Annotated in this window: 13 protein-coding genes; 9 read left to right on the forward strand and 4 right to left on the reverse strand. The window is 67.2% G+C overall.

All coding sequences use genetic code 11. The annotated features are described in order from the left end of the window. Positions 1 to 196 precede the first annotated feature (196 nt). From QSJ34_RS13985 to QSJ34_RS13995, 3 genes are all read left to right on the forward strand, one after another. Entirely contained in the window at positions 197 to 3,094 is a 2,898-nt protein-coding gene (locus QSJ34_RS13985; RefSeq protein ID WP_285576285.1) for a TonB-dependent receptor, read from the forward strand. A 70-nt stretch (positions 3,095 to 3,164) separates the two neighbouring features. Then, positions 3,165 to 3,947 (forward strand): enoyl-CoA hydratase/isomerase family protein, encoded by a 783-nt coding sequence (locus QSJ34_RS13990; protein ID WP_285576287.1) that lies wholly within the window; start codon positions 3,165 to 3,167, stop codon positions 3,945 to 3,947. 63 nt (positions 3,948 to 4,010) lie between these two features. Beyond that, positions 4,011 to 4,298 (forward strand): hypothetical protein, encoded by a 288-nt coding sequence (locus tag QSJ34_RS13995; RefSeq protein WP_285576289.1) that lies wholly within the window; start codon positions 4,011 to 4,013, stop codon positions 4,296 to 4,298. Positions 4,299 to 4,310: 12 nt separating this feature from the next. Here the strand turns inward: QSJ34_RS13995 and QSJ34_RS14000 are convergent, their stop codons facing one another. The 3 genes from QSJ34_RS14000 to QSJ34_RS14010 all read right to left on the reverse strand — a co-directional run bounded on the left by QSJ34_RS14000 (position 4,311) and on the right by QSJ34_RS14010 (position 8,508). After that, positions 4,311 to 7,127 carry a protein kinase domain-containing protein gene (locus QSJ34_RS14000; protein ID WP_285576291.1) on the reverse strand — a complete coding sequence of 939 codons (2,817 nt, stop codon included), beginning with the start codon at positions 7,125 to 7,127 and terminating at the stop codon, positions 4,311 to 4,313. 110 nt (positions 7,128 to 7,237) lie between these two features. Beyond that, on the reverse strand, positions 7,238 to 7,540 hold the full coding sequence (locus tag QSJ34_RS14005; RefSeq protein ID WP_285576293.1) for a PH domain-containing protein: 303 nt from the start codon (positions 7,538 to 7,540) through the stop codon (positions 7,238 to 7,240). Then, positions 7,540 to 8,508, reverse strand: coding sequence for a transketolase family protein (locus QSJ34_RS14010; protein ID WP_285576296.1), 969 nt, complete (start codon positions 8,506 to 8,508; stop codon positions 7,540 to 7,542). Before QSJ34_RS14010 ends, QSJ34_RS14005 begins: the two co-directional genes overlap by 1 nt. A gap of 116 nt (positions 8,509 to 8,624) precedes the next feature. On the opposite strand from QSJ34_RS14010, the gene hrpB reads away from it, so the two are divergent. Continuing rightward, entirely contained in the window at positions 8,625 to 11,126 is a 2,502-nt protein-coding gene (gene hrpB, locus QSJ34_RS14015) for an ATP-dependent helicase HrpB (RefSeq protein WP_285576298.1), read from the forward strand. 2 nt (positions 11,127 to 11,128) lie between these two features. Here hrpB and QSJ34_RS14020 read toward each other — a convergent pair whose 3' ends face one another. Next, positions 11,129 to 11,797: an HpcH/HpaI aldolase family protein gene (locus tag QSJ34_RS14020; protein WP_285576300.1), complete on the reverse strand. Its 669-nt coding sequence runs from the start codon at positions 11,795 to 11,797 to the stop codon at positions 11,129 to 11,131. A gap of 68 nt (positions 11,798 to 11,865) precedes the next feature. On the opposite strand from QSJ34_RS14020, the gene QSJ34_RS14025 reads away from it, so the two are divergent. From QSJ34_RS14025 to QSJ34_RS14045, 5 genes are all read left to right on the forward strand, one after another. Continuing rightward, the gene (locus QSJ34_RS14025; protein WP_285576302.1) at positions 11,866 to 12,348 is read left to right on the forward strand and encodes a GNAT family N-acetyltransferase; all 483 of its coding nucleotides are present in this window, start codon (positions 11,866 to 11,868) and stop codon (positions 12,346 to 12,348) included. A gap of 205 nt (positions 12,349 to 12,553) precedes the next feature. Then, positions 12,554 to 12,922: a holo-ACP synthase gene (locus QSJ34_RS14030; protein ID WP_285576305.1), complete on the forward strand. Its 369-nt coding sequence runs from the start codon at positions 12,554 to 12,556 to the stop codon at positions 12,920 to 12,922. A gap of 56 nt (positions 12,923 to 12,978) precedes the next feature. After that, complete coding sequence (locus QSJ34_RS14035; protein WP_285576308.1) at positions 12,979 to 13,836, forward strand: CheR family methyltransferase; 858 nt, start codon at positions 12,979 to 12,981, stop codon at positions 13,834 to 13,836. A 10-nt stretch (positions 13,837 to 13,846) separates the two neighbouring features. Then, complete coding sequence (locus QSJ34_RS14040) at positions 13,847 to 14,695, forward strand: HDOD domain-containing protein (protein WP_285576310.1); 849 nt, start codon at positions 13,847 to 13,849, stop codon at positions 14,693 to 14,695. Between the two features lie 2 nt (positions 14,696 to 14,697). Then, positions 14,698 to 15,558 carry an HDOD domain-containing protein gene (locus QSJ34_RS14045; protein ID WP_285576312.1) on the forward strand — a complete coding sequence of 287 codons (861 nt, stop codon included), beginning with the start codon at positions 14,698 to 14,700 and terminating at the stop codon, positions 15,556 to 15,558. Positions 15,559 to 15,567 lie beyond the last annotated feature (9 nt).

Here is a 15,567-nt window from a genome sequence, read left to right on the forward strand (position 1 = left end):
TTTATTCCTTCTTTCTGGAAATGTGATCTAATCACGCACCACTACCCCCTTGTTCTTCTTTCCCACTCGGAGGCCTGAGGCCGATATCGATGGGCTTTGACTCCCGCTCCTGCTGGGCTCCCCCGGGCCCGGGATCGCGGAGGAAACCTGGTTCCCACTTGCGCGGTTCTAGCCGCGCCATGACAGGAGTCTACCTATGAGGTTCTCTTTCTCGAAGCTGACGGCCGTCGCCGTCCTCTTGGCGAGCGGCGCGACCATCTCCTACGCCCAGACGGCCACCACGGGCGCCTTCCAGGGCGTCGTGACCGACACCTCGGGAGCACCCCTCGCCGGGGCCATCATCCGGATGACCTCCTTCCAGGTCACCCGGACCGCGACGACCGATGCGGAGGGAAAGTTCCACGCCGGGCTCATGAACGCGGGCACCTGGCAGGTCACGGTGACCAAGGCCGGCTACACCTCGGGCACCCAATCCGTCGTCCTCGGCATCAATGAATCCCGGGTGCTGAACTTCAAGCTGCCCAAGGAAGGCGGCGCCACCGTCGAAGTGGTGGGAACCGCCTCCATCGTCGACGCCAACAGCACGACCACCGGCCTCAACGTCAGCATTGATGAACTCTCCGCCATTCCCGCAGGCCGCACGGCCAATGAACTCGCCTTCCTCTCCCCGGGCGTCGCCAGCGGCGGCACCACGTTCGGCAGCAGCGTGCCGGGCCTCGGCATCTCCATCAACGGCGCTTCCGGTGCTGAAAACTCCTTCATCGTCGACGGCCTCGTCACGAACGATTTCCGCTACGGCGGCACGGCCACCAACCTGCCCACGGAATTCATCGAATCCATCGACGTGCAGACCGGCGGCTACAAGCCGGAATTCAGCGCCCTTGGCGGCGTGTTCAGCGTCGTCACCAAGTCGGGCTCCAACGATTTCCGGGGCTCTGCCTGGACGAGCTTCGAACCCCTCAGCATGCAGGCCGTGAACAAGAAAAACGGCTACTTCACACAGGCCGCCCTCTTTGCGGGCCCACCCGTGCGCGATCCCATCAACAACGGCGACAGCGCCGCCCGGGAACGCACCGAGATCGGTGCTACTGCCGGTGGCGCCTTCATCAAGGACAAGCTCTTCTACTTCGTGGGCCTCAATTCCATCGGCAGCAAGTCCGACCCCTTCAAAAACTTCACCGATGTCGAAGTGGGCCAGCGCAAGGAGACCGACACCAGCGTCACCGCCAAGGTCAACTACTTCCTGAACACGGACCAGCAGCTGACCTTCAGCTACTTCGGCAACACGGTCACGGACGATGCGCCCAATGACCGCACGGCGCAGTTCGGCGACGCGGATACCTCCTTCAAGCACACCATCACGTCGAGCAACTACAGCCTCGTCTACGACTGGACCATCCAGAGCAATCTGGTGATGAGCGTGAAAGGTGGTCTGGCCAAAATCCATGACACGGTGGACCTCGGCAGCCCCAACCTCGGTCAGATTCTGGATAGCCACTGGTACAACGGCGGCGGCGGCGGAACCGGCACTCCCCTCCAACAGCAGAACCCTTACATCCGGGGGGGCTTCGGCCGCTACAACCCGAACGAGGAAGGCAAGACCACCCAGTTCAAGGCCGATCTCAGCTGGATCCTGGGCAGCCATAGCCTCAAGTTCGGCGCCTCCACGTTGCAATCCGACTACCACCGCACGGCGGCCACTTCTGGAGGCGGCTGGTACATCATCCGGGCCGCGGGAGACCGCATCGACAAGCGCTGGCAGACCGACGATTCCACCGTCAAGGCCGAGTTCAACGCCTACTACATCCAGGACACCTGGGACCTCACGCCCAACCTCAAGGTCTTCTACGGAGTCCGCTACGAGACCCAGGCCCAGAAGGATCCCCATGGCGTGACCTTCATGAAGTTCGACAACTTCTCGGACTACACCCAGCCCCGCATCGGCTTCACCTGGGATCCCGAAAAGGATGGCAAGACCAAGGTGAGCGGCAGCTTCGCGCGCTACTTCGAGCAGGTTCCCCAGCGCCTGGCGGCCCGCGTCTACGGCAACGAAGTCTACCTTCGGAACCGCTACACCAACGGCTCGGGCAATCAGACCTTCGTCTACAGCTCGACTGGCGTTGGCACCTACTCGGGCACGCCAGGCGTCACGGACTTCGCCACGCCCTACTCGCGCGATCCCATCGCCGAAGGGACCAAGCTGCCCCGCCGCACGGAGTACACCCTCGGCTACGAGCGGACCATCCAGGAAGGCCTGACGGTAGGCATCCATGGCAAACACCGCACCATGGACAACATCCTGGAAGACAGCACCATCCGCGGCCCCCTCGGCGACCCCGGCACCAATTACGCCTACGATCTGCAGGAACGCGCCATCCTCTGGAACCCCGGCCGGAACGTCTCCTGGACCGACCAGAGCGGCCAGCACTACTCGAACGTGCCCACCTACTTCGATCCCGCGAAGAACACCTATGATTCGCTGGACTTCACCCTCGTCAAGCAGACCAAGCGTTCCTACCTGAGCTTCAGCTACACCTGGAGCCGCTCCGAAGGCAACTACGAGGGACTGGTCACCTCCAGCAACGGCCAGGCCGACGCCAGCATCACGGCCTCCTTCGACGAATGGCCGTACGTGGGCTACGGTCCCCTGCCCCTGGACCGCACCCACATCGCCAAACTCTTCGCCTCCCGGAACTGGGATCTGGGCCCCGGCGTCTTCACCTGCGGCATCAACTGGTCCTATCAGACCGGCACGCCCATCAGCCGCTTCGACGACGGTTCCTCCAGCAACCCGCCCCTCCCCGACGTGGGCGGCTACGGCAATGCCACGCCTGAGAACATGATCCTCGGTCAGTACGGCCGCACCCCAGCCACGAACAACATCGACCTGAAGCTGGACTACTCCTGGAACATCGTGCCCAAGGTCAAGGTCAGTCCTACGGTGGATGTCTACAACCTGGCCAACTCCCGCATGGCCACCCGGGTCCTGCAGCAGGCGACGGATTCGGGCGGCAACCCCGATCCACGCTACGGCTACGCCACGGATTGGCAGCGCGGCCGGCGGGTGCGCTTCGGCGTGAAGGTCACCTTCTAAATCCCACCTGTCGTACCCTTGAGAACGCCCCGGCTCGCGCTGGGGCGTTCTTTCATGTGCTGGAGTGACCATGTCCATCCGCTTCGAGATCCACGGCCGCATCGCCACGCTGACGCTGGACCGCCCGGACAAACTGAACGCCCTGGTGCCCGAGATGAAGGCGGGCTTCGAGGATGCCCTCGCCCGGGCCGCCGAACCCGACGTGAAAGTGCTGCTGCTGCGGGGTGCGGGGCGGGCCTTCTGCGCGGGCGGCGACATCGGCTGGATGGCCCAGGCGCTATCCGAAGGCCGCTGGGAGGAAATGGAAACCCTGCTGGATCTGGGCGCTTCCGTGGCCCACGGCCTGGCCACGCTGCCCAAGCCTGTGGTGGCCGTCGTGCAGGGGCCTGCGGCCGGCGCGGGCATGAGCCTGGCGCTCGATGCGGACCTGCGCATCGCCACACCGGAAGCCAAATTCAGCATGGCCTTCGTGAAGATCGGCCTGCACCCCGACTGGGGCGGGAGCGTCGGCCTTTCGCGTCTGGTGAATCCCGCCATCGCCGCCGAACTGATGATGACGGGCGACACCCTCGACGCCTCCCAGGCCAAAGCCCTCGGCCTCGTAAACCAGGTCGTGCCCGCGGACCAGCTGGAGGGCGCCGTGGAAAGCCTGGCCCGCCGCCTCGCCGCAGGGCCCGCCGAAACCTTCGCCCGCATCAAGACCACCCTGCTGCGCAACCAGGGCCTGGATGCGGACAGCCTCCGCCGCCGCCTCGAAGCCGAGGGCGCCCAGATGAAAGCCGCCATGCGCCATCCGGACGCCAAGGAAGGCTTGGCGGCCTTCCTCGAAAAGCGGGCGCCGCACTTCGAGTGAGTCAGGCCCGGGCGGATCGCATCACCATGAAAAAACATTCAAAGATGCGATATCTTTGTATCTATGCCCCCCACCCTCACCATCTGCGCCGACTGCGAACGCCATGCCCTTCGACGACCCCGGCTGGGCAAGGCGATGACCGAGGCCCTGGTCTGCCTGACACGCCTGCTCCTGAGCCGCAAGCGACTTCAGGGACTGGAGGTCGTACGGGAATCCTGCCTCCTGAACTGTCCCCTCGGAAGGATCTGCGTGGCCATGAAGCGCGGCGACGTGGAGGTGCGTCACCACCTGTCGCCGGATGATGACCTGAAGGCTGTGGCGGCGAAACTGGCGGGCACCGCCAAGGGCTGAAATCCGGGCTGATCAGCGGGCGGGCTTCGCCAGGAAGAAGGCCCGGGTCTGATCGAGTTCGGCGCGGATCTCGGGGGCCTGCCGCTGGGGATCCGCCATGGCCTGCTCCAGCTCGGTCAGGGCCGCATCGCGCAGGCCAGACTGGAAGGCGAACCAGGCCTTGGCTCGGTGGACATAGGGCGAGGCGTCATATTCAGACCCGAGGCCCTCCAGCTGTTTCGCGGCTTCTTTCAGGTCGGGCCGAGGCTTGAGGATGAGGCACTCTGCCAGTGCGGCCTGAGCATTGGCGCGGACCTCGGGCGTCACGCCCTCCGGCAGGAGCTCGATCACCCTCTGGTAGCCCCCTCGGGCCTGGACGAAACGACGCTGGAGCCGATCCAGCTCCGCGACGTAGAACTGGCATTCGGCTTCAATGGTGCGGAGTCCCAGCTTCTGCGCCAGTTCCATGGCACGCGTGTGAAAGGCGGCCGATTCTGCCAGCCGATCCTTCATCAGGGCCAGAATGCCGAGGTTTCTCAGGCAGGTGGCCTGCCCGGCCTTGTCGCCCACGGCCTCCCGCGCGGAAAGGGCCTTGGTGAGCAGGGCCTCGGCATCTGGAAGGTTGCGCGCGGTCAGTGCCACCACGCCCAGGTTGTTCAACGCGAGCCCTTCGCCCCAGCGGTTGCCGAGGGCCTGCTGCAGCTTCAGGTTGGTGCGGTAGAGCCTTTCGGCGGTGCCCAGGTCGCCGCGCTTCAGGGCCAGGTTGGCGAGGTTGTTCTGCGCGAGCGATTCGTACACCTTGTCGCCGGTCGCCTGGCTCAACTGGAGCGATTGTCCGTAGAACCGGTCGGCCTCCGCGTAGCGGCCACGCTCGGCGGCGATGAGGCCCAGGTGGTTGTAGGCGATGGTCTCGCCATCGCGGTCGCCGATGGACTGGGCCAGGGCGAGGGAGGCCTCGCGAAGCCGCTGGGCCTCGTCGAGCTGGCCCAGATCCTTCGCCAGGTAGGCTTTCAGACCCAGGGTGCGTCCTTCAGCCCAGCGGTCCCCCGTGGCCTTCGCCGACATGAGGGCCCAGTTGGTGACGATGGCGGCCTGCTCACGGCCGAGGCGGCGAAGGCAGGCGGCATAGCCCGAGACGGCGCTGGAAAAGGCCGGCGCCTTCATGGCCGCCTCCTTCAGGTAGGCTTCGCTGCCCTTGAAATCCCCCTTGAGGAAGAGGGCCTTCCCGTTGGCGTAGATGGCGAACACCTCCGGTGGAACCGGCGCACTCTGGGTGGCGGCGGACCGCAGCGGATCCACCTTCCGCAGCAGGTCATGGGCGGCGGGATCCACCAGCGCGTAGGGCGCGAAGGAGGCCTGGCGCGGCGCGCGGGCGAGGCCCGAGGCGCGCACCTTGCCGGTGCCGTCCACCAGTTCGTAGCTGAGCACATCGACCGCCCCCCCGGCCTCCTGGCGGAGCGTGCCGCGCAGCAGCAGCCGCGCGCCGAGGGCCTGGGCGATCCGGGCCTGACCCGCGGGTTCCAGCGCTTCGGATGCGTTCATCCGCAGGCCCGTGAGCACGCGGCCCACGGCCTCGGGTTCCATCACCACCATGCTGGGCGACCCATGCAGCGCGATGGACAGCAGTTCCGTCATGCCCACGCCCACGAGGGCGTCGAGGTTCGGATCTCCCGTGGCATTGCGGATGGGCATGACCGCCAGCCTGGGCACCTGCTCCTTGCCCAGGTCCGCGATGATGCTGCGGCCGAACAGGTAGTAGCCCGGGCCCATCACCAGCGCGAGGGCGGCGGCGCCCATCGCCCATCGGGCCGCCGGATTCCGGTTCAGCTGTTTGCTGAGCGCCGTGGCCACCTGCGGGCTCGTGGGACGCAACCGGGCATCCCCTTGAAGCATCGACCGCAACAGAGCCGCCAGACGCCGGGGGAGCTTCCGCCCCCGCAGCGATTTCAGTTCCCCGTGAACCGTCGCGGTCATCCGGACGCGCCCCTCCCCCGGGAAGGGGTGATCGCCCAGCAGCAGTTCCCAGGCCACGACGCCCAGAGAGAAGACATCGCTGGGTGGGCCCACCCGCTTGCCGCCCATCTGCTCGGGAGAGGCGTAGATGGGGCTGCCCATGAAGACCCCGACCTCGGTCATCTCCCCCCAGCTCGATACGAAAGAGTCGGGCTTCCCCACGCTGCCCTGGCTGGTCTTGTCGCCATCCTCGGGCGCGGCGGATTCCACCAGGGTGGCCCCATCGCCTCCAGGCAGGGCCAGCAGAGAGAGGTTGGGCACATCCTTTCCCGTAGGAAGGTCACCCTTGGCCGAGGCCGAATCCACCAGCCGCGCGAGGCCGAAATCCAGCACCTTGATCTGCCCGGCCCCGTCGATCATCACGTTGCTGGGTTTCAGGTCCCGGTGGACGATGCCCTTGGCGTGGGCCGCCTCGAGAGCGTAGGCGATGGCGCGCAGGGCCAGGAGCTTCTGGCGCAGGTCCATCTTCGGGGCCGCGGCTGCGAGCGTCTCACCCTCGACGAACTCCATGGCGATGTAGGCGCTGCCCCCCGATTCGACCCAATCGTGCACCTGGCAGACGTGCCGGTGGTTGAGCTGGGCGAGGGCCATGGCTTCGCGCCGGAAGCGGCCCGCCGTCGCGGCCTTTCCATCCTCGCCCAGCCGGATGGACTTGAGGGCGACCTTGCGTTCCAGCACCGGATCCCAGGCGAGGTAGACGGCCCCCATGCCACCCTGACCCAGGAGGGTTCGGATCTGGAAACGACCGATCTCGGTGCCCGGAGCCAGCACGCCAGGACCAGGGTTTCCCGGCGTCTCCGCACCTGGCGGCCCTGGTGTCGCTGCCTGCATGGTCATGCCTGTAAGGGAAATCCGAGGGACCCCCTCTGATCGGTCGATCCCGGGCGAAGTAAAGAACCGCGCGCTTGGCCGTTTATTCCCCAATCCCCGTTCACTTCAGCCGCCGGTCATTTCATCTGGCGGCTTTGGGCGGTCTCGATGAGCTCCTTGATGCGGCGCGCATCGGCCTTCGAATGTCCATGGCTGGTGAGGGGATCGCTGCCACCCGTGCTTTCCACGAGGATGTCAGACCAGAACAGGCCCGTATCGATGCGGATGCTGGCCACCTTCGAGAGGTGGATGCTGATCTCGTTGACCGTGAACCAGGATCGCTTCCGCCGCACCACCGCCGAATCCGTGACCTCTATGACGGTCCTGAACACATGGTTGCCCTTGGTCCAGCGGCTGGCGCGGAAGGTCTCCGTAGCCATCAGAGGGCGGCCTTGGCGGCGGCGACCACGGCCTTGGGCGTGACGCCGTAGGCTTCCAGCAGCTTGTCGGGCTTGCCGCTCTGGCCGAACTGGTCGTTCACACCCACGCGGCGCACGGGCATGGGATGGGCCTCGGAGAGGATCTCCGCCACGATGCCACCCAGGCCGCCGTGGATCTGGTGTTCCTCGCAGGTGACGACGGCCTTGTGCCTCTTGGCCAGGGCCAGCAGCGTCTCACGGTCGAAGGGCTTGAGGGTGGGCATGTGCAGCACGGTGGCCTCGATGCCCTCGGCCGCCAGCAGCTCGGCACCGTCCAGACAGATGGAGGTGCCCAGGCCGCAACCCACCAGCAGCACATCCTTGCCCTCGCGCATCACGACGCCCTTGCCGATCTGGAACTGGTAGTCCTCGGCGTGGATGCGGGGGAACTTGTCGCGGGTGAGGCGGACGTAGACGGGGCCCTGGTGCGCGTAGGCCGCGCGGATGGCCTGCTTGGTCTCGATGGCGTCGGCGGGCGACAGCACGGTGAGGCCGGGGATCATGCACATGAGGGCCAGATCCTCAAGGCACTGGTGGGTGCCGCCGTCCTCGCCCACCGTGAGGCCCGCGTGGGTGGCGACGATCTTCACGTTCTGATGGCCCACGCCCACGGCCTGGCGCACGAACTCATAGGCACGGCCCGTGGCGAACATGGCGAAGGTGCTGAGGAAGGGCACCACACCCGTGGTGGCGGCCCCGGCGGCGGCGGCCACCATGCCCTGCTCGGCGGCGCCCATGTTGAAGAAGCGCTCGGGGAAGGCCTTGGCGAACTTGCTTGTGCGGGTCGACCCGGCCAGATCCGCGTCGAACACGATGATGTTGGCGCCTTCGTTGCCCAGCTCCACCAGGGTGTCGCCGTAGGCATCCCGCAGGCTATCCATCACGGTGCCCACCTTGCCGCCCACGCCCGCCGTTTCCGCGCCTGCCATGACCACTCCCGTCCAAACTTCACATTGTACGCCATTGCACGGGAAAGCGGCGCCGCCATGCGGCACCGATAGGCAGATCGCCAAAGGCGATCTGCCTGATCCGGTAGGCTGAATGGATGCGTCCGCCCCTTCCCATCGACCCCCTGCTGCCGCAGATCGCGCAAAGCCTGCGCGACAACCCCAATCTGGTGCTGCAGGCCGATCCCGGAGCAGGAAAAACCACGCGCGTGCCCCCGGCCCTGCTGGAATCGGGCCTGCTGGATGGCGGGGGTGACCAAGGGGCGGCCGAATGCTGGATCCTCGAGCCCCGGCGTCTCGCCGCGCGCCTGGCCGCCACCCGCGTGGCCGAGGAACTGGGCGAACCCCTGGGCCAGCGGGCAGGCTATGCCGTGCGCTTCGAGCAGAAGGTCTCCCGGGCCACGCGGCTGCGCTTCGTCACCGAGGGCCTGCTGCTGCGTCGCCTCCACGGCGATCCCACCCTGCGCGGCATCTCGGCCGTGGTGCTGGACGAATTCCACGAACGGCACCTGCACACGGACCTGGGCATCACCCTGCTGCGCCGCCTGCAGCACGCATCCCGGCCCGACCTCAGGCTGCTGGTCATGTCCGCCACGCTGGACGCGGGCCCCGTGGCGGCCTACCTCGATGCGCCGGTGATGAAGAGCGAGGGCCGGGCCTATCCGGTGGAGACGACCTTCCTGTCCCGCCCCGATGACCGCCCCCTCGAACTGCAGGTGGCCGATGCGCTGGACACCCTCTACGGCGCGGGTCTGGGCAAGGATGCATCAGGCAAGCACACCCTCGTCTTCCTGCCCGGCGCCGCCGAGATCCGCGCCTGCCTGAAGGGCTGCGAAGCCGTCGCGTCGCGGCGCGGTCTCAGCCTGCGCCCCCTTCACGGCGAGCTGTCGCCCGAGGCCCAGGCCCACGCGCTCGAGGCCAGCGACTCGCCCAAGGTCATCCTCAGCACCAATGTGGCCGAGAGTTCAGTCACCCTAGACGCCATCGGCGCCGTGGTGGATTCGGGCCTGGGTCGCGAGGCCTCCCATTCGCCCTGGTCGGGCCTCTCGGGCCTGCGCACCGTGCGCATCAGCCAGGCCCGATGCGTGCAGCGCACGGGCCGCGCGGGCCGCACGGGGCCCGGCCGCTGCCTGCGGCTCTACACCGAGGCCGATTTCCAGGCGCGCCCGGCCTTCGACACGCCCGAACTGCAGCGCTCGGATCTGGCGGAACCGCTGCTGACCCTGCACGGCATGGGCATCACCGATCCCGCGGGCCTGGACTGGTTCGAGGCGCCCCCCGAAGCCGCCATGACCTCGGCGGAAGCCCTGCTCACGCGGCTCGGCGCCTTGGAGAACGGCGCCCTCAGCCCCGCGGGACGGCGCATGGCGGACCTGCCCCTGCATCCGCGTCTCGCCCGGCTCGCCGTGGCGGGCGAGGATCTCGGCATCCCCCAGCTGGCGCTGCGCGCGGCGGCCCTGTTGGAGACGGGCAACCTGTCGGCGCGCCAAGGCCTGGAGCGCACGCCCGCCAAGACGGGCCACGGCGCGGATTCGGACCTGCTGCTGCGCCTCGATCAGTTCGAGGAGGCCGAGGCCGCGGGCTTCGCACCCGGCGCCTGCCGGGCCGCCGGACTCGACACCGCCGCCCTCCACCGCGCCAAGCGCGCCGTGCAATCCCTCGCGCGACTGCTGCCCTCGCCCGCGGAACCCGCGGATGCGGAAACGCGGCTGCTGAAAGCCCTGCTCAGGGCCTACCCCGATCGCGTGGGCCAGCTGTCCGCCAACGGAACCTGCGCTTTCGCGGGCGGCGGGGGCGCCAAGCTGGATCCCTCCAGCCGCGTGCGGCGGCCGGGCCTGATCCTGGCCCTGGAGGCCGAGGCCGTGAAGCAGGGCACGGGTGGCCAGACACTCATCCGGCAGGCCTCCCGCTGCGAGGCGGACTGGCTGCTGGATGCCTTCCCTGAGCGCCTGGAGGATGTGGACGAGCTGACCTTCAACCCTTCGGCGGGCCGCGTGGAACGGCGCTCGGAGATCCGCTACGACGGCCTCAGCATCGACGCCAGCCGGGGACCCGCGGATCCCTCCGATCCCCGCGTGGCGGCTTTGCTGGCCGAAGCCCTGCGGGACCGCCCGCTGGATGAGGTGCCCGCGCGGTTCCTGGCGCGACTCGGTTTCCTTCGAAGGCACCGGCCCGAGCTGGACCTGCCTGAAGATCTGCTCGGCCCGCTGCTGGCGGGCGCCTGCGCGGGGCGCACGACCCTGCGCGAGGTGCAGGATGTGGACTGGCCCGCGGCCCTGCGCCAGGCCTTTCCGGCCGAGACATTGCGCCTGCTGGATGCCTGGGCCCCCGAGGCCATCCAACTGCCCAAGGGGCGCCCCACCAAGGTCCACTACGAGGACGATCCGCCGTGGATCGCCTCGCGCCTGCAGGATTTCTGGGGCCTGAAGAAATCTCCCGCCGTGGCCGGTGGCGCCGTGCCGCTCGTGCTGCACCTGCTGGCCCCCAACATGCGCGCCGTCCAGGTCACCACCGACCTCGCGGGCTTCTGGCAGCGGGCCTACAAAGAACTTCGGCCGGGCCTGTCGCGGCGCTATCCCAAGCATCACTGGCCGGAGTAGGTTCAGGCCCGCAATTCCTCCATTACGGCTCGCGCCCCGGCCTCCAGCAGGGTGCCGTCCAGGCCCACGGCCAGCAGGGTGAAGCCTTCCGCCTCGTGAGGCCGCATCTCCGCCGCGCTCATGCGGAAGATGCCGAGGGGCATGCGCGCCTCGCGGCAGGTGCGGGCGATCTCGGCCACCGCCTCACGGAAGACGGGATGGTGGAATTGTTCCGGGATGCCCAGGCTTTCGCTCAGGTCGTAGGGGCCGATGAAGACCACATCCACGCCGGACACGCGGGCGATGGCGCCGATGTTCAGCAACGCTTCCCCGGATTCGGCCTGCACCACCACGAGGCCGCGGCCCCGGATGATCCGCACCGCCGCCTCGGCCTGTGCCGGTTCGTCCACGTGAGGCAGGATCAGGCCTGCGACGCCACAGCCCGCGGCTGCCTCGAGCACCTCGGGATCCAGGGAGGGCACCCGCAGCAGACAGGGCACGGACCCGCCCAGGGCCGCCAGGGTGGCTGCAGCCTCCGGGGGTCCGTAGCCACCGTGCTCACCATCCAGGAAGAGCCAGTCGAAACCCTGGCGCGCCAGCCTCAGCGCCACTTCGGGGTGGGGAATCTGCACCAGCGTGCCGAGCAGGCGCGCCCCGGACCGGAGACGATCTGCAAAGAGGAGCGGGGCCATGGGCACCTCCAGCCTCCAGCTTGGCCTGGATCGCGCCGGGATGCGCCGGTTTGGGTAACCTGGAACCCATGCTCACCTTCAGGCCCATCCACTCCGAAGACGATGCCGCCGTGGCGGCGATCATCCGCGCCGTCATGCCCGAGTTCGGCGCCGACGGCCCGGGCTTCGCCCTGCACGATCCCGAAGTGGATCACATGAGCGCGGCCTACGCCGGTCCCGGCGCCGCCTACTTCGTCGTGACCAACGCCGAAGGCCGCGTGGTGGGTGGCGGTGGCGTCGCCGCCCTCGAAGGCGGTGATCCCGGCATCTGCGAGCTGCGGAAGATGTACTTCCTGCCCGAGACCCGCGGTCAGGGCATGGGCGAAACGCTGCTGAAGCATTGCCTCGTAGTGGCCAAGGATCTGGGTTACCGCACCTGCTACCTGGAGACCCTCACGGGCATGGATCAGGCGATCCGGCTCTACACGAAGCTCGGCTTCAAACCCCTCTGCTCGCCCCTGGGCCAGACCGGCCACGGGGGCTGCGACCACTGGTTCGCGCGGGAACTTTGAAAAAACACCCACAGCCATTCCAGTCTCATCACTGTCCATCACCGTTCATCACTGGTTCCTGTTTTTGAGCTTTGATGCTTGGATGTGCCCCAAAAGAGGACAAAGAAAGTGAAACCGGTGATGGACGGCGATAAAGACAACGGCCACACGAGGGCGGATGACTCTGGTTTCAACCGCCGCTTCGTCCATGGAACAGGAGCCTGACATGATTCTTGGCATGGGTACGGATCTCTGCCCGCCCAGCCGCTGGCGCCACATGGTGGACCGCTTCGGCGCGGATAAGTCCGCCCGGCGCATCCTGCATCCGGATGAGGCCGACTACCTGCTGAGCGGAAACCGCGAACGCCTTCCCGAACGCCTCGCGGGCCGGTGGGCCCTGCGGGAAGCCTTCGGCAAGGCCCTGGGTACGGGCCTGGACGGGTGGTCCTGGAAGGAGCTGCGCTACGTGAACGGCCGCCTCTGGGCCGTGGGTGCCCTGGCGGATCTGCTGGCGGCCCGGAACATCAGCCACCTGCATGGCAGCGTCAGCCATGACGGGGACTTGGCCCTGGCGGTGGTGATCCTGGAAGGCTAATCGGCGGAAATTCAAGCCCTGGAATCCCCGGCCGATCCCGCAGACAGGATGACCCGATGGATCCACTCCAGGCCAAGCAGCAGATGACCCTCGCCGAGTTCCGGAGCCTCCGGGACTTCATCTACGCCAAGTCGGGCATTTTCTTCAGCGAATCCAAGCAGTACTTCCTGGAAAACCGGCTGAGCAAGCGGATCGCGGAGCTGAAGCTGAAGTCCTACGCGGACTACCTGTCCCTGCTCCAGGGCAGCCAGGGACCCACCGAACTGAAGCGCCTCTTCGTGGAAATCACGACCAACGAAACGAGTTTCTGGCGCAACCCGCCCCAGATCGAGGCCTTCCAGAACATCGTGCTGCCCGACGCCGTCAAGCAGGCGCGGGAGCGGGGCCAGAGCCGCCTGCGCATCTGGTCGGCGGCCTGTTCCAGCGGCGAGGAGCCCTACACCCTGGCCATGATCTGCCAGGACCTGCGGGACACGGTGCTGCGCGGCTTCACGGTGGAGATCCTCGGCACCGACATCAGTGAGAAGGTGCTGGCCCAGGCGCAGGACGGCGTCTACAACAGCTACACCCTGCGGAACCTGACGCCGGAACAGCTGCAGCGGCACTTCATTCCGCTGGGCAAGGACCTCTTCCAGGTCAAGCCTGAGGTGCAGCGTCTCACGAGCCTCCGCCACTTCAACCTGGTGGACTACCCCGCCTACCGGCAGCTGGGGACCTATGATGTGATCTTCTGCCGGAACGTCCTCATCTACTTCGACGAGAACGTGAAAACGCAGGTCCTCAAGGGCTTCCACGGCCAGCTTCACCCCAAGGCTTACCTGCTGGTCGGGCACAGCGAAAGCATCCACTCTTTCAACACCGGTTTCGAGCTGTTGCACTTCAGCAAAGCCATGGGTTACCGGAAGCGGATTTAGAGGTCAGACCATGCCCATCACCCCCCAAGAACTCATCGCCAACCTCGGAGACCTGCCGCCTCTTCCGCAGGTGGCCTCCCAGGTGCTGAGGGTGTCCGCCGATCCCGACGCCAACGCCGAGGATCTGCGCAAGGTCATCGCCATGGATCAGGCGCTCACCAGCCAGATCCTGAAGATCTCGAACTCCGCCATGTTCGGCATGGTCCGCGAGGTCACCACCCTCACTCAGGCGATCATGACCCTCGGGTTTTCCACCATCAAGAGCGTGGTCATCGCCAGTTCGGCCAAGAACCTCTACCACCGCGGCACCGTGGGGCTGCAGGAGCGCCTCATCTGGGAGCACGCCCTGGTCTCGGCCGTGGCCAGCCGCGCCTTCGCCAAGAGCCTGCGCTTCCCGCGCATGGAGGAGGCCTTCATCGGCGGCCTGCTGCATGACATCGGGAAATCCGTCATGGGCGTGAAGTTCCCCGAGCGCTACGGCGCGCTGCTGCGCTCCGTCTACAACGAGAACACCGTCTGCCTCGACCTCGAACTCGACACCTTCGGCTTCGACCATGCCATGGTGGGCGAGGCGCTGGTGAGCCAGTGGAACCTGGCCCCCAGCCTGCAGGCGGCCGTGCGTTCGCACCACGACCCCATCCACGCGCCGGAGGCTCACCGCGAACTGGCCGCCATCGTCGCCCTGGCCAACCACCTGGCCCTGGAGGAGAAGGTCGGCATCGGGGATCCCCACCACCTGGAGGGCGCCTCCATGCAGGCCATGGAGATCCTGCAGCTGGGCCCCGAAGCCCTGGACGGCCTGAAGGAAGGCGTGCGGCAGGCCATCGAGCAGGACAAGTCGATGATCGCGGAGTTCTGAAGATGATTTCCAAGGAGCAGTTCACCTCGCGCCTGAAGGCCAAGACCCTTCCGAGCCTCCCCCTGACGGTGGTGGCCCTGGGTGAGGCCGTGCAGGACGAGCGCTGCACCGTGGACCGCATCCTGGGCATCCTTTCGAAGGATCCCTCCCTTTCCGCCACCCTGCTGCGTCTCGCCAACTCGGCGCTCTACGCCGGCGGGGCCGTGATGGACCTGCGCACCGCCGTGCTGCGCCTGGGTTTCGATGCCGTGGCCAACCTCGGCACCGGCGCCGCGGTGATCAAGACCCTGAGGGGCGGCGCCCACCTCGACGCGCTGAAGCTGTGGCAGCACAGCGTCGCCGTGGGTCTCACGGCCAAGGGCGTCTGCGTCCTCGCCAAGCGGCACGGCCAGGCCGAGACCGCCTTCCTCACGGGCCTGCTCCACGACATCGGCAAGATCGCGCTCGACACCTGCTATCCCGAAGCCTACGCCGGCGTGATGCAGAAGGTCGCGGAAGGCGCCTACTTCGTGGATGCCGAGCGCGAGGTGCTCGGCCTGGACCACGCCGAGGCGGGATCCCTCCTCGCGGCGGAATGGTCCTTCCCCGAAGCCATCGTCGAAGTGATCCGCGATCATCACACGCCCAAGGCCGACGACTTCCTGCCCAACCTGATCCACCTCTGCGACCTGCTCGTCCGCACCCGCATCCCCATGGGGCCCGCCGACGAACGCCTGCTCTTCTCGCTCGACGAACTGCCTTCCTTCAAGGCGGTGCTCGCCGGCGCCCTCCACAAGGACCTGGACGTGGAACGACTCACCTTCTCCATCGACGATGAAGTGGACCACGCCCTGGCCTTCGTCGAAGTGGCTTTCCAGGCCTAGGGAGACCGA

The sequence above is a fragment of the Geothrix limicola genome (genome assembly GCF_030268085.1).
Classification (GTDB): Bacteria; Acidobacteriota; Holophagae; order Holophagales; family Holophagaceae; genus Geothrix; species Geothrix limicola.